The organism is Lentibacillus sediminis, from assembly GCF_002763455.1.
GTDB classification, from domain to species: Bacteria; Bacillota; Bacilli; order Bacillales; family Amphibacillaceae; genus Lentibacillus_D; species Lentibacillus_D sediminis_A.
In genome coordinates, this window is sequence record NZ_NIXK01000007.1 from 124,659 (window position 1) to 139,398 (window position 14,740).

Below are 14,740 nucleotides of genomic sequence, written 5' to 3' on the forward strand. Positions count from 1 at the left end.
AATCTCCTCGCATTTGGTAATTTTAATAGCATCTCTTATTCTCATGTTCTCCATCAATAAAAAACATCTTAGTACCTCCTTCCTTTTAGAAAATAAAAATGCAGCCCATCGGCTGATTTTTACATTCGTTCGAAAAAGGGCATATTATCCCATTTTTCTTCCCTACTGTAAAAATCAACCCAAAGGCTGCATTGTTTTTAAGACTTCACCTCGATCATTAAAAAATGATCGCCAAAAAACTTAAAATTAAATTTATACGAGTATAGTATATCAAACATATTAAAAAGTAGCCAGAGTTATCTTTTTTCCACGCAGAAGATTATTTGGAGTTACATTATAATATCGTAATACCAACCTCGTTAGTCCAATTATTTTCAACTGTTAGTTTTATGTATTCAACTAATTCTTTTCTATGTTCTTCACCTGCATACCATTCATAGTTATGAAAAAGCTCTGTGCTACTAATATGTCTATAGTGCTCTTCATTTCCTCCATATGCCTTAACAATCAGTAATTCAACTTGTACAATAGCTTCATTCAGCAAATAATGATTTTCATCAGCACCTAAAACCTCAGTAACTCGATTTAAATCAAGTTGCTTATAAACCAACTCATCCAATAAATTAAATAAAGGTTGAATTTGCTCATTACGATTGAAGTACATTTTTAGAGCATCACTAAAGATATTCCTATTATCCTCTTTCTTTTTTTGAACTTGCTGGAGTTTATCGACTAATGATTTTTCAATGTATACTGAAAGCTGTGTGTAACTATCTTCGAATTTACTCATTAAGAATTAGCCTCCTAAAAAGATTTTGCCTTTTCAGGGAAGTATACAATTTAAGCAGCAACCTTCCCATAAAAAAAGTTTATTTACTAAATAATACCATTAATCCTAGACAAGAGTGAACACTTTTCGAGGCTAAATTTTGGCTTAACATTTATCAATATATTTTATGTCCTCAGCAACTCAATTTTATCTCTGCTGTACAGATTAGCAAAAGTGAATCAAGTTCTTATCATAAGTTCCTTTTCCTGTATCCTTTTCTAAGCTCTACAGGTTAACGCCTCGTACTTTTCTTGTTACTGAATTATCGCCATAATAAAAAAGTAACTACCGCTAGTATAAGCAAATAACGGTGGTTACTTTTCTCAACCTTACTCAACATATTTATCTAAAGGCTTTTAATCAACTAGCTGAGCCAATTCTTTTCTAGTAAAATTATTTAAGATGTGTTCGGATGTTAAATGTTTCTCATAAAGGCTACTTATGAGTAAGCGTCTTAGATTTGATTTAACTCCGTATTTTAACTCATTTAATCCACTACGAAGTACACCCTCTAATTTAGTAGCTAATTCTATAATGTCTTCTGTACTAACTAAGTAAATACCTTCTGCAGCATGTTGTGATGTATCCTTGATCTTATATTTAGGGCATACCATAACAAGTGTAACCTTCTCTTCATTCTCCAAATTATATTTCTCTTTCACCCATTTCTTATGCACAAACACTTGTCTTATATCATCTAATGGAATATAGGCATCTTCATCTTCTATATTTGTCTTAGCTTCTAAAGATATCCATGTGTTATTAATGTTCCACACTCCGTCTGGTACTCCTTCTTCATTAGGAGGTTTTTCTGCATAAAAACCTAGTATAGTACCTAAAGATTTAAGTGCAGGTTCATAAAATTGAGCTTCTTTTTTTCGCAATCCATCTATTACCTTTGCCCATTCTTTGTCAAATTTTTTCTCCCTATCACCAAATGATTTTAAGTAATTACTCATTCGCTCAATTTGAAGCTCTAAATCCTCTGAATAAATCTCATCCTGAATTTCATCATTAAAACTTATATCCCTTTTGTCTAACCATACTTTATTATCAGATGCATTTAAGCTATTGGTTAGATATTTTCTAGTCTTGTCTTCATCACGTTGCAGTGTAGATACACATGCTATAAGATAATTCCACCATGCTCTATAACCTTTTAAGGTTTCATTTCTCCCTAGTTTTGTAAGTGTTTCATTAGCAGAAATGTGAGCTTTTGAATAATCTTCATTCCACAAGTTATAAATAAATTCAATCTCATGGTTAGTAGAATTATATAATTGGACAGCATTTTCATTCGAAGGATCCATTTGTTTTTCTTCCATCAGCTTACTTTCTTGTCTTTCAAGGTGATTTTCAACCCTTTTCCAATTTTCTGATCCGTTATTAAATTCTTCTATTGAAGTATGCCATGATTCAACATCTTTAATAAAATCAATCTGATTAAAACCAAGGTTCATTTCAGCGTGAACATCAGCAGGTAGCAGGTTTATAAATTCATCTTTATACAAGTAATAGCCAACGTATTTTCCGGTAAATAAAACTACCGAAGAGTCATTCTTACTTCTAGTGCATCTACCTAAACCTTGTATAATTCTTGTGGATAATTTACTATTTAATAGTTCCGTGGCGTTCAGTCGGTCTTGAAGAAACTTTTCTTCAATACTAATAGCAACAGGTAAGTCATGAATGATTTCTAACTTACATTCATCGCCTTTTAAATCTATTCCTTCATATCTACCTGTCAGAGCTAATATTGCATTATTTTCATCGGTAAATTTAGTTAAATCATCTTCAATATCACTATTCTCGAAAAGAGTAAATTCAGGTAATAAATTTTCTTTTTTCTCCTTTACTTTTCTCATGCTTTTTCTTGAAGGAGTCAATATGAGAGCTCTGTTGCTTTTAATAGCAGTTTCTTTTAATACTCTTTCCAATTCCTCTCCCTCAAAATGATCCTCAGGAAACATTATGAGTCTTCTGCCAGATACTTTATTTGAATGATTGGAAAATTTATTAATGTAATGAATATCCTGCACACCAAACATTCTTTCTAGTTCTCCAGATTTACCAATAGTAGCTGACATATATATTCTTTCTTGAGGATTAACAAATGCTTGATGTACTTTATTTGGTGGTATTATAGGTTTAATAACTATATTTGAGTGATTAACGAATATTTGGCATGAATGGAGACTGTTTCTGATTCTACTCCATGGATAATAAAGCTTGGTATCATCGGTGCGTGAATCTAACAAACTTCTAATAGAATCTGTTTTTTTGTACCATTGTGGAAAAGAAACAATATCTACTCCATCAGTCATAGGATCATATGTACCGTGTATTAGTTTGTCATACACATTAGGCGAAAGACTATCTCCTAATGTTGAAACAAGAGCTTCGAAAATATCACTATTTTCATGCCTATTAATATCAACTGACCAAAAATCATTTATTGCATACTCAGTTGCATGTGCATCATCAAAAATTATTAAATTTGAGTCATTAAACTTTGGATTAATATTGAAAATATGTCCATAAGTTGTTACACATATTGCTTCTGACCTTTGGTACTTACCCAAATCAATTTGTGAGAAATTATCTCCCTTTCCAGTTAAAAGGACAGAAGAAATACCATATAAATCAAGTAATTGGTGAGTTTGATTAGCTAACTGTCTAGTAGCACATGCATAAACTACCCTCCAGTTATTATTTATTCGATTGTATTCAGATATAAGTCCACCAACAAGAGTCTTACCATGTCCAGATGGCATTTCAATTGCAAAGTCCGTTTTATTATCTCTATTAAGTTCATATTCTTTTAATGATTCACCTTGTTCATGAGAAAGTCTTTCCAGCTTGCCTAACTTGTTAAATAAATCGATTGTATCATTATACTTACTCTCATCTTCATCAGGTATAAAAAACGGCACAGGATTTACCCCTTTCTTTTTAAATTTAAGAGTATTATAACATTATATGACTCTATAAATACATTTTCACCTATGCTGAATAAGCATATAGACCAATAGAGCTTGAACTTAAAAATTTCCTTAGTGATTTTTTGACTTATACTCTTTTATTTGATAAACCCATAGAGTCGGTGTTTGCTTATTCAATTCTTGCGCCCGTTCGTAAGAAACTTTAACATACTATAGCTGTTTACTTTACGCATTCATACTTCATTTTCAAAACTCAAAACGCTGCCATTTGTATGTTGCAAAAAGGTCTCAACAGATTCAAACCCTGCTTTTTCATAGACTTTTATAGGCTCTTTCATTAAAAGTGGCAACGGAAAGCGTTATTTCCTTAGGGTTATATTTGGATATCGCAAATCTGAGTCCAGCTTTAAAAAGCTCATACCAAGACCTTCTCAGTCAATTCAGGTTTCATTCCTAACCCAATATCAACTGACTCTTGTCATTAAAACTAAAGGACCCAATTTCTTCTTCGTCTTCTTTAACATGTAATGAGAGTCTCCCCGTTTTTTGAATCCAAAAATTCAACTAAATCTTCTTCATCTGCCTAAACATCATAAAAAGAATATTTACCATCATAGTGCCAATTTGAAGCAATATTTTCTGCTTGTTCTTGTGACATTTTACTATAATTATAATCCATAACAACCCCTCCAATTATATCCCTGAAACCAATCTGATCTTCTGCAATATGGTCCTTATATCCAGTTTAAGGCGTTAATACTTATTCTTGATCAGCACCCGTTTATGAAGGATTATTCCTTTTTTCTTTCCTTATAAAGCATCAAGGTGATATCCATAAACACCTTTGCTTTACCGGAACTTGGTATACCATACGGATGCACCAAATACCTATATTGCTTCATATCTTCTTTATCAAGCAAATCAGCTAAGTACCAGTATCTAAGATCTTGGTTTTTACTATGCATAGCAAACTCGGGATCGTCAAAAATAATTTCCCTTAGCTTATTTTCATCTTCTTTTTTATTGTCTTTTCGACGAATTTTCGCTCTTTTAACTTCAAAAGGGAATTTATTTTCAATTTCATCACTCGCATATTCTGCTGCTTCGATTCCTTTGTTTTCTATCCAAGGATAATACAATTCAATTCCTACAAGGCTGCCATTCTGAAGAACAAATAATATCAAACTCTTTGGCGAATCAAAATCTAATGTTTCTATTTGTTTATTATATCGACGAACCTCGTTTTTTAATTTTTTTTCATACTTATCATTATAATCATCTTCAGGAATTATATATTTTTCTGAACTATAGTAAGTATAATAGTAATAGACACATCCAAGATTAGAATTACTTACAAACTTCAGGAATTCCTCAATTTCCTCCATACCTAAAAAAATTCGATTAGATATATCTAGAACCTTTACTTCTACTGGAATTAACTTATATTCTCTAATCTTTTCTATAAGTTGTGGCTTTTTAATTATCTCCATACTACATCTCCTATAACCTGTCCATTGATTTATTATAGTGATAGGTAAGCTTTTGAAATTATCGCCAGCTTTTCCCCCACTTCACACCGTACGTGCGACTTTCATCGCATACGGCGTTCCAACTAATCCAATTCATTCAATGTTTTTATGTATATGCAAGGATGAAATGTAGAATCAGATAGCTTCGTTCAGACATTGCTCACGCAATTTATTGACCTTTTTGAGTTGCTTTTCATCTAACTTGAGTGCGCTTAAAAGCGCTTGTATCTTCTCTTGATTTCTCATATGAATAAGGCGGTGAACAGATTGATGCAGTATCATTAAATTCCCGTACGAATCATCCCTTGTGAGATGGTATGGCGTTTTATGATGACAATGCCAATCGTTCAATCCTAATTCAATTCCTGTGACTGCACATTTTCCATATTGTGCGATAAAACGGCTAATCCGATTATCGTTATATTCTATGGAACGGTTAGGAATAAATTGCTTCATCACATGAGTGAGCGTTTGCTTATTAATCGCTCGCAGATTTTGATGAATTTTATTTCTACCTTCAATGGTGTAATTACAGATAGTTTGAGAAAAATTAAGATTCACCTTACAGCGTTGTGCGTGGATTGGGACAAGAACCATTCCCTTTATTTTATAGAGTTTACACTCATATCCCTTATACCTTTTCTGTAAGGATTTGGTAAGATCCTGAAGCGTAGCTTCTTTTTTCATTTCATTTAAACGATTGTATAATGTTTTATGAAGACGATGGTTCAGCGTAATTAAGTCATCTGTAATACGTGACGCTGCAGAATAATAATTTTGGATTCCCATTATAACTGTATTAAAGCGCCAAACATTCTCAGGTGATTGGTGTTTTTGAATTACCTTTATTGCCTGCTTTAACTTTATCTGTGCATTTTTAAGTGCTTTCTTTGTCATATGTGAGCGAGCGACATACAGAGTCCTTGTATTCGTACTTTTCAAATGTGCTTTAAGACGGAAACCTAAAAACTCCGATGAGTTTTTCTTTAAATTGACTACTTTTGATTTTTCTTTACTAATTTCAAGGTGAAGCCTTGTTTTAAGAAAATCTTTTACTGCATAATACATCTTAATTGCTTGTGAACGAGTTCGACAAAGGATCTTAAAATCATCTGCATATCTTACGATATAGCAATGTTTTAAATTCGATTGTTTTAATGCATTATATCTACCGAGCTTCGTTTTATATGGCTTTTGAGTTTCAAAGCTTTCCCATTGATTACTAACCCACCAATCTAGTTCATTTAATACAATGTTAGATAGAATGGGAGATAAAATACCCCCTTGTGGTGTACCTTTCGTTGGGAAACCTTCTCCAATAATTTCAGCTTTTAAAAGTCGTGAGATAATAGAGAGTAGCGCCTTGTCACGAATGCCCAGTGACCACATTTGTTTTATTAATTTGGCGTGGTCCACATTGTCAAAGAATCCCTTGATGTCAACATCTACACAATGATATAAGCATGCACGATTGATGAGCGTCTCAAACCTAGCTTTCGCATGATGTGTATTGCGATTCGGTCTAAAACCATAACTATGTTTATAAAACTTAGCTTCACAAATCGGTTCAAGCACTTGTAGGATACACTGTTGGAACAACCTATCCCAAATAGTCGGAATCCCCAATGGACGTGTTTTTCCATTTGCCTTCGGAATGAATACCCGTCGAACAGCTTTTGGGGTATAGTGTTCAAACATTCGTTGTATCGTAGATACAACTTCTGACACAGAAAAATGCTTTATATCTTCAATTGTTAATCCATCATAACCAGCGGTTTTACTGCCAGTATTTCGTTTAATATTGCGGTAAGCTAATCGAATATTATCATCAGATTGCATCAAATCAATTAATCCATAAAAATTTTGACCATTAGCACTTTGAGCATATAAAGAATCAAAATGATATTGCATATCATAATACTCGTTGTGCCTCAGCTTCTTTCGTTTTAACAAGTCGGTAGCTCCTTTTGGAGCTGAACCTCTATTAGTCTTACAAGAACCTTATTAATCGTTGAAGAACTGTCTTGCATGGTTGAATGAATCTTTTATTAGTCTAGTGGCTATCCCTCCACGTTCGTTACACGCTTCAATGGTACTGTGCCACCACTTTCACTGATATGAAGAAGAGTTATACAGTCGCTAATCTCACAACTGTTTTCCTTTCCAACGTTTCATCAAGAGTAAGCTCTCCGCGTTATCAGCTTACAACGTTGAATTATGTCTATTATGGAACCGACTTAGGTGCTTCCTATGAGCCTGTTAGCGTTGCATGTGCCTATAACACAAGGTGGATTTTCATATTGCGGATTCTTACTCATCCACAGCTAACCCTACATTTGGTAGTAAATACATTTCTATATCATGCCAGTCTAGGCCCGTACATTCAGAAGTTCGTCAGCAATATACTTTCTTATTATATTTCACTGCATTCTCACCATATCTATTCAACCCAAGCATCATGATTTACACCACCCCATCGGGTAGGGTTTCGTCAGCCAAACTGTTACGGTAAATTCTCACGCCTATTGGCCGAGCTTATAACACACTATTTCTTACTAAACAGTGTGCTATTCGACGCAGGGAGAGCCTTTCAGAACGTTACCTCTTCATTCGACCCTTCGACATAATCCTTCAGTAAAAAGAACTAAACTGCCTGACCTTTACCGAATTTGTGTGACCACATTTCATTTAAGTCAGGAACGTTTCGCACCAACAATATGACCCGCTGGTCGAATATAGTTCTTATTGAAAATCGATCAAACTAGTACAACAAGTATAACATTTTATTACCACCTGTCATTTATTGGTACATTTACTTGGCCGTAATCAGCAGATAAAGCGACTGTAACGAAAATTAATAATTAAATATTCTATAACAGGACATAGCGGGGATATACCGTATTATAGTGGGTATAGAAATTCCATACTCCACCCATGAAATTTCCATAGGTGGGAAAACATCCATAAAACTGTGGATAAATCCACATATGGAAAAATTTCATACCCTTACCTATAGAAATTTCATTCTTTTCCTATGAATAATAATGTAACAAAATACTTAAAAGGTTACATTCATTTTGTTTGATCCATTGACTTTTAACTTAAATCAGGGTACATTAAGTTTAATTGAAAATATGTTACATTCAAAATGCTGTTTTTAAAGGGGTTGTAGGGATGGTAAGTAAGCCGAATAAAAAAGAAGAAATTAAAGATGTACAGCCTATCAGATCACTAGAAAAATTAAATGATATGAAATGGTCACTGAAAAAATGGTGCAGCGAACGTGATTACATAATGTTCCTATTAGGAATCAATACGGGCTTACGTGTCACCGACTTATTACAGCTAAAGGTTAGTGACATAAAAGGTAAAAAGAAGTTGATTGTTAAGGAAGGAAAAACAGAAAAGCCCCGGACTATTCACCTTAGTAACATATATGAAGAATTAAACAAATATATAAAGACATTGGGATGTGCAAAATGGCTTTTTCCTAGTCGTAAAGGGGACAAGCCGATAAGCAGAATACAAGCGTATAGACAGCTTAACAAAGCATCCGATATGGTCGATATGCCCGATGGCATTGGGACTCATACCATGCGTAAAACATTTGGTTACTGGCACTATAAACAGTTTAAAGATGTAGCCGAATTGCAGATGATCTTAAATCATTCTCACCCAAGAATTACACTTGACTATATAGGGATTACTGATGAACAGATAGAAAATAATATGAAAAGTTTTGTACTGTAGGAGGGGAGTTACTTGGATTGTCAGCTAAATATTAAAAACTACGAAGTATTAAAAAAGCATTTTGGCAATGTAGATGTTTATTACACAGATATGGAAGACCAAATTTTAGTATCAATCCCAGTATGGAATTTTAGCTACTTGTGGAACATGATAAAAAATGATAATGAAGCTAAGCAGGAGTGTTTAAAAGCATTATCTTTACCAATGTTAGAAGAGCATGCTATCGAGTTATCAAATCATATCTATCATTACATACAATGGGGACAATAAAATATCAAATATTAAGCTCATAATATTAGAGTTTTATCTTAAAATTTCTATGAGCGGGAAACCCTGTAGGTCTGGTATGCTCATATTGTGCAGCACCTTTTGCAGATTATATACTTGGTTAAATTAATAAACCAAAACAAACCACTGAAGGTTATTTTGCATAAGTTATTGGTCGATCCAACAGAATCAATGTTCAATAAATGGAAAAATATGTCCGCCGAAGAGAGAAGTGAAGCTATTAATATGATAAGATATATTCAAATTAAAAAAGGGGATGATTAGATGGGCTTGCGGGAAAAGTGGAAAGAAAATAAAAGGCAAATCAGGGAAGCTATGGAGAAAAGGGAAGAAGAACTAAATAATGAGCCAAAATACCTCGCAAAACAGGAACGAGAGAAAAAAATTCATGACATTTTGGCAAAATGGTCCGGGGATAGTGATACCAGTAAACTAGAAAGGCAGCTTTATGGCAATAAAAACTCTATATTGTATGCTGATAAAGAGGTTTTAAAAGAATATGAAAGCGTTTTAGGGTTCGTTGGTGCTGATTATGGCGATGTCCAAAACAAAAAAATATTCGGCGTACTAATTATAACAGATGACCGTTTGCTGTTCGCTCAAAAAGATAAAAAAAGCAGTTTTAAACAGTCCTGGAAGCACAATAAAATAAACGGAATAAAAGATGGTGTATTCCCGTTGAAGCCACATCAACTACAAATTGAAGTCGGAAAATCAAAGGTTATTTTTCATCGAATTAAAAAGAAGGATCAGTTCAATACCTTTATAAAGGTATTGCAGAATAAAATCGATAATCCAGAAGTTCCTAAGAAATCGAATAAGCCCACACAAAATAAATACAAGCTGCTAGAGCAAATTGCCAAACTTAAAGATGATGGCACCCTTACTGAGGACGAGTTTGCTGCAGAGAAAAAGAAAATATTAGAGGGGTGAAAATATGAACAAAATACCGGGTTTCCGGTCGAATACAACCTGGAAAAAAATCTTGGCTTGGTTTATTTACCTGTTTCTTGCCTTCTATATTTTATCGGAAGCAACCAGGCCATTCCCAGATAACATTTTATCCTTAGTAAACACAATCGCTGGCGTAGGTTTCATCGCCGCTATTGTTGCACTCATAAAAGGAAAGCTAGCGATATTAAGCATACCAAATCGACAAATTGCAAGCGCGGTGTTGTTTGTAACGATTTTGCTCTTAGGGTTTGTGCCAATGCCGAAAGATCAAGTGGCGAGTGACAATCAAACGAAATCTAGCAATATTGAAACCACCGAAGCAACCGCGAAGGTAGATAACGAAACAGACGATGAGCAAGAAGAAGAACAGGCTCAAAAAGAACAAGAACAGCGTGAAAAAGAAGAAGCTGCTACAAAGGCGGAGGAAGAACGCAAAGAGCGTGAGGAACAAGAACGCCAGGAAGCAGAAGAAAAAGCTGCTGCCGAGCAGAAAGCGAAGGATGAAGCTGTTGCTAAGGAAAAGGCCGAGCAGGAAGCGGAAGAAGCCGAACAGGAACAATACGGCGAAGTTGCTACCGTTACCAAAGTTATAGACGGCGACACGCTAGAAATCAACATGAATGGCACCACAGAGGATGTGCGACTATTGCTGATTGACACGCCGGAGACAGTGCACCCGAGTGAGCCGGTGCAGCCATTTGGGCCAGAGGCCTCCCAATTTGTGAAAGATACGTTGCAGGGTGAGGAAGTCCGGGTGCAGGTAGGTATTGAGGAAAGAGACAACTATGGCCGGCTGTTGGCCTACGTCTACCATGACGGCGAAACCATACAAGAAATGCTGCTGGAAGAGGGTTTAGCGAAAACAGCGTATTTATACAACGATCTGACCATGCTGGAAGAATTCCACGCGGCTCAGCAGCCGGCTATTGATGCAGGGATCGGGGTATGGTCGATTCCCGGTTATGCCGATCCGGTCGATGAAGGCGGATATAATTATCAGGAAGAACCAGATCCAGAACCTGAACCGGAGCCAGAGACAGAACCAGAGCCAGAGACGGAGACAGAAACGCCAGCCACCGATCTTCCGTTTGATCCGTTCGGCCCCGACAGAGACTGTGGAGACTTTAGTTCTCATTCGGTAGCGCAGGCATTCTTTGAAGCCGCTGGAGGTCCGGCCAGCGATCCGCACGATCTAAACCGAGACACGGACGGAATCGCGTGTGACAGTTTGCAATAATGTTGGGTGTGCGTGAGCAAAAACTAAAAGTGGGTGATAAGAATGAAGATAAAAAAGCCAAGATCCCCAATATCAAAGGCCAAATCTAACATGAAAAGAAAAGTAAAAAAATCCGTTACACCTGGCTACGGTAAAGGTGGAGCGACAGCTATAAGTGACCCGAAAAAATACATTAAGAAAAAAGCGTTAGGGAAACCACTTTCCAAAAAGAAGAAAAAAGGATTTCTTTCATTGTTTAAATAAGAGCTGCTACTTGCGAATAAGGATTGGGTGCACCTCTGTGCACCTTCTCTTTCAACCATAAACGGAACTTACATTCCGATAAGAGAGGGGTGTCATGTATTACAACTATATAGATCTTATAGGAACATCATTCGTAAATAAGAGCTATTTGCTATTAATCGTTGATTTTGGGGGTAGGTAGCAAACCTGCTCAAGTATACTAATACCCTTATATTATTGAACTCAGTACCCTAGTTACCCTAGTCCCCAGTAACATTCACTCCCACATGGTCTTAATCTAGGAACTCTTTTTTCCTAGTCTCCCCTAATTACCCTATCCCAGCATTATTAGGATCACTGTTTAGGGGTATTAGGGTAAACTAGGGCAAGTAGGTTGCCCTAGTTGAAAGCCTTGTCCCTATTGGGGTAAATTAGCATTAGGGTTATTAGGGTTACTTTTCTGGTGTGTTCATCAGCGTTGGATTGATGAGAATTATCTTTTTTCTACCTTGCAATCTGTTTTGATGAAATTTCTATCCTTTAAATGTTTAAGAATTTCATCTAGCGTAGATGATTTCTTGACTATTTTCTTCACCAGCTGTCATAATCATTATCTGTTAAATCGACTGAAATCACCACCCTTGAGCTTGTTGTTAAGTGAAAATAAAGATGTTTAATATTGTCGACCTAAAGCCGCATTATTCCGTTGAAAAATGCGGCTGTCTCAAGAAATAGTTGTTTACTTTATATATTCGTCTGGCTATTACATACGTAATTTGTGATTAAAAAGATGTTTACTTTTGCTCAACAATTGCGCCCGATCGTATTCTTGAATAGTCTTTTTGCTATTAGCTGGTATTGTTGAAATTCCTTTGAAAAAGTATATCAAGGTACGCTATTCTTAGTAACGTTCATTTATATTTTACCTTTCTCCTTAAGAAAAAGGTAAAATGTAATCCTAATATTTTTTTGTATATTTCTGAGGTTATCTTCACCTTTAATATTTATTTTAGAAAGAATTTCTTCTCTGTCACTATCGGTCATTCTTTTACCACTCTTCCGTTGATAAATCTTTAAGATATTTTTAGTAAATTCTTTTTTGTCCTCAAAATTCAAAGCGTTAAATCGATTTACTACATTGAATCTAGATCGTAATTCTGGTGGGATTTTCTCCTTGTAATTGTGTTTGTCTAAATTTGAGGTAAATATAATAATGTATCCATTTAGGTTGTGAACACGTCCCATTGCATCGTCAAATTTACCTTCCTCTAATAATTGAAGGAAAAAATTGTGGGCTGCAGGATCAGCCTTTTCAAATTCATCTACTAATAGCACCCCTGCATTGCTTTTATTTATCTTTTGTACAAGGTCACTTTCAGCTTCACTATTCACGTATCCAGGGGGGCTACCAATTAAGCTTGCTAGTGAATTTTCACTTTTGTAGTTAGCAAAGTTTATTTTCGCTAAGGGATTTTTTTGATCAAGAAAACTATGTAAAATACGTGCAATCTCAGTCTTACCTACTCCTGAAGGGCCAAGTAAAAATACCGACAAAATAGGTAAATCATTTACTTTTGTATTGAAGAACTTAAACATACTAATTTCTCTGTTGAGAATACCTTTGAACTTATGATGACCAACCAAATCTTTTTCAATGGTCTTAAAAAGGCTATTAAGTCTAGTTTTATTTAAATCAACTACTTTATTAATTGATTTGGAAAGTGGTTGTATTTTTTCAACCGTATCTAAGTCGTAACTTTTATTCATATTAATGAACTCACGGTACCTAAAGAACAGACCAAGCTCTTGAAGGACAATTTGATTGTACTTGGACTCTACCAAAAAACGAACCCCGTCACAGTTTTCTATAATCTGATAAAGCGCTTGCTCAACATTATATTTTATGGTTTCAAAATTCTTATTAGTAAGTGCGGCTATAGTACTGGTAAGGTCAATATCACATTGAAAGTCGACGTCTGATATTTCAAGACCAATACCGAATTTCGCTAAGCTAAAAACAGGGATTCCAGCTTCTTCTCTATTTTTTATGTAATATTGGTATTCATCTTTCTTGTAAACGTAAATAGTTTCTTCACTCACGATAAAGGTCCTTTCTGACTAAAATTCAAGCCTTTGGACAATTGCTAATAAATCTAAATATCTATACTTCGTGTTATTATCATCACTCTTCCCGGATTCATCTTCACTTGAGTCTTCTATTTCATCTTCAATATTTTTATCGTTTTGAGTCAAATAACCGAATGTGCTTTTTAACTCCTTTTTCCGCCTTTTTCCTTTGTAAATTCCTATAAGAGAAACATTTCCGATAAACAAATCGTCGATTGTGTAGTTATTTTCAAATTCATTCTGCACCTCAGAAGGGATTTTAAAAAGATATTGTTCATTATTTTTATTGGCAGTAATTAAATACGAATGATCCTCACCTACTGTTTTCATTAGTTCTCCTACTGATATATCTTCATGTTTAAAGCGATCCAAAACCCCTTGTTTAACTAGTTTCATTTGTCGTGTCTCTTCTTCATTAGATAGAAATAATTCAGTATCATCGATTAGGACTAATTGGCCTACATTGGCTTTATCTATGTCTTTATCGGATATTTTTATTGCAGAAATTAAACTTCTTAAAATAACAGCATTTGTAGTTTTGATTTCTACAGTTTTATTTAAACCAGTAGCCTTCGAAAATTCATAGCCTCCCTCGCCTTCAGCTGTAAATATAGTAGAAAGCATTGCTTTTAATCTAGCAGTTAGTTTAGTTGTATGTATGTTTTGCTCATTTTGATCTTCTTGAGTGGGAACTTTGTTATCAAGTAACATTGCTATTTCAAATACCTTGTCAAAATTGAGATAAAACACACTGAAGTGATCTAAATTAAATTTCATAATTGCCCCCTAAATTATAACAACATATTAATTAATCACTAGTTTATCGAATAGTCTTAGCCGGTATCGTATTACAGATTACTTG

Annotated in this window: 11 protein-coding genes and 1 pseudogene; 5 read left to right on the forward strand and 7 right to left on the reverse strand. The window is 34.8% G+C overall.

Translation table 11 applies throughout. The features are described 5' to 3' along the window. Positions 1 to 334 precede the first annotated feature (334 nt). From CEG13_RS12900 to ltrA, 5 genes and pseudogenes are all read right to left on the reverse strand, one after another. Positions 335 to 790: a hypothetical protein gene (locus CEG13_RS12900; RefSeq protein ID WP_100012302.1), complete on the reverse strand. Its 456-nt coding sequence runs from the start codon at positions 788 to 790 to the stop codon at positions 335 to 337. Positions 791 to 1,185: 395 nt separating this feature from the next. Then, the gene (locus CEG13_RS12905) at positions 1,186 to 3,762 is read right to left on the reverse strand and encodes a helicase C-terminal domain-containing protein (RefSeq protein ID WP_100012303.1); all 2,577 of its coding nucleotides are present in this window, start codon (positions 3,760 to 3,762) and stop codon (positions 1,186 to 1,188) included. Between the two features lie 242 nt (positions 3,763 to 4,004). After that, a pseudogene (locus CEG13_RS12910) lies at positions 4,005 to 4,450 on the reverse strand (GNAT family N-acetyltransferase). 112 nt (positions 4,451 to 4,562) lie between these two features. Continuing rightward, the gene (locus CEG13_RS12915) at positions 4,563 to 5,261 is read right to left on the reverse strand and encodes a hypothetical protein (protein WP_100012304.1); all 699 of its coding nucleotides are present in this window, start codon (positions 5,259 to 5,261) and stop codon (positions 4,563 to 4,565) included. A gap of 174 nt (positions 5,262 to 5,435) precedes the next feature. Continuing rightward, a complete protein-coding gene (gene ltrA / locus CEG13_RS12920; protein WP_100012305.1) occupies positions 5,436 to 7,253 on the reverse strand; it encodes a group II intron reverse transcriptase/maturase in 1,818 nt (605 codons plus the stop codon). Between the two features lie 1,221 nt (positions 7,254 to 8,474). Between ltrA and CEG13_RS12925 the strand changes: the two genes are divergently transcribed. The 5 genes from CEG13_RS12925 (at position 8,475) to CEG13_RS18605 (ending at position 11,772) form a co-directional block, all read left to right on the forward strand. Continuing rightward, positions 8,475 to 9,050, forward strand: coding sequence for a site-specific integrase (locus CEG13_RS12925; protein ID WP_100012306.1), 576 nt, complete (start codon positions 8,475 to 8,477; stop codon positions 9,048 to 9,050). A gap of 12 nt (positions 9,051 to 9,062) precedes the next feature. Continuing rightward, the gene (locus CEG13_RS12930; RefSeq protein ID WP_100012307.1) at positions 9,063 to 9,320 is read left to right on the forward strand and encodes a YueH family protein; all 258 of its coding nucleotides are present in this window, start codon (positions 9,063 to 9,065) and stop codon (positions 9,318 to 9,320) included. A gap of 282 nt (positions 9,321 to 9,602) precedes the next feature. Then, the gene (locus CEG13_RS12935; RefSeq protein WP_100012308.1) at positions 9,603 to 10,271 is read left to right on the forward strand and encodes an SHOCT domain-containing protein; all 669 of its coding nucleotides are present in this window, start codon (positions 9,603 to 9,605) and stop codon (positions 10,269 to 10,271) included. Positions 10,272 to 10,275: 4 nt separating this feature from the next. Next, the gene (locus tag CEG13_RS12940) at positions 10,276 to 11,529 is read left to right on the forward strand and encodes a thermonuclease family protein (RefSeq protein ID WP_100012309.1); all 1,254 of its coding nucleotides are present in this window, start codon (positions 10,276 to 10,278) and stop codon (positions 11,527 to 11,529) included. Positions 11,530 to 11,571: 42 nt separating this feature from the next. After that, positions 11,572 to 11,772 (forward strand): hypothetical protein, encoded by a 201-nt coding sequence (locus tag CEG13_RS18605; protein ID WP_192869553.1) that lies wholly within the window; start codon positions 11,572 to 11,574, stop codon positions 11,770 to 11,772. Between the two features lie 894 nt (positions 11,773 to 12,666). Here CEG13_RS18605 and CEG13_RS12950 read toward each other — a convergent pair. After that, complete coding sequence (locus CEG13_RS12950; protein WP_100012310.1) at positions 12,667 to 13,851, reverse strand: AAA family ATPase; 1,185 nt, start codon at positions 13,849 to 13,851, stop codon at positions 12,667 to 12,669. Between the two features lie 18 nt (positions 13,852 to 13,869). Next, a complete protein-coding gene (locus tag CEG13_RS12955; protein ID WP_100012311.1) occupies positions 13,870 to 14,655 on the reverse strand; it encodes a hypothetical protein in 786 nt (261 codons plus the stop codon). Positions 14,656 to 14,740: the final 85 nt, after the last annotated feature.

Coding starts and splice junctions, on each gene's coding strand:
- CEG13_RS18605 (WP_192869553.1), top strand. CDS start 11,572: ATGAAGATAAAAAAGCCAAGATCCCCAATATCAAAGGCCAAATCTAAC.
- CEG13_RS12900 (WP_100012302.1), bottom strand. CDS start 790: ATGAGTAAATTCGAAGATAGTTACACACAGCTTTCAGTATACATTGAA.
- CEG13_RS12955 (WP_100012311.1), bottom strand. CDS start 14,655: ATGAAATTTAATTTAGATCACTTCAGTGTGTTTTATCTCAATTTTGAC.
- CEG13_RS12925 (WP_100012306.1), top strand. CDS start 8,475: ATGGTAAGTAAGCCGAATAAAAAAGAAGAAATTAAAGATGTACAGCCT.
- CEG13_RS12915 (WP_100012304.1), bottom strand. CDS start 5,261: ATGGAGATAATTAAAAAGCCACAACTTATAGAAAAGATTAGAGAATAT.
- CEG13_RS12935 (WP_100012308.1), top strand. CDS start 9,603: ATGGGCTTGCGGGAAAAGTGGAAAGAAAATAAAAGGCAAATCAGGGAA.
- CEG13_RS12940 (WP_100012309.1), top strand. CDS start 10,276: ATGAACAAAATACCGGGTTTCCGGTCGAATACAACCTGGAAAAAAATC.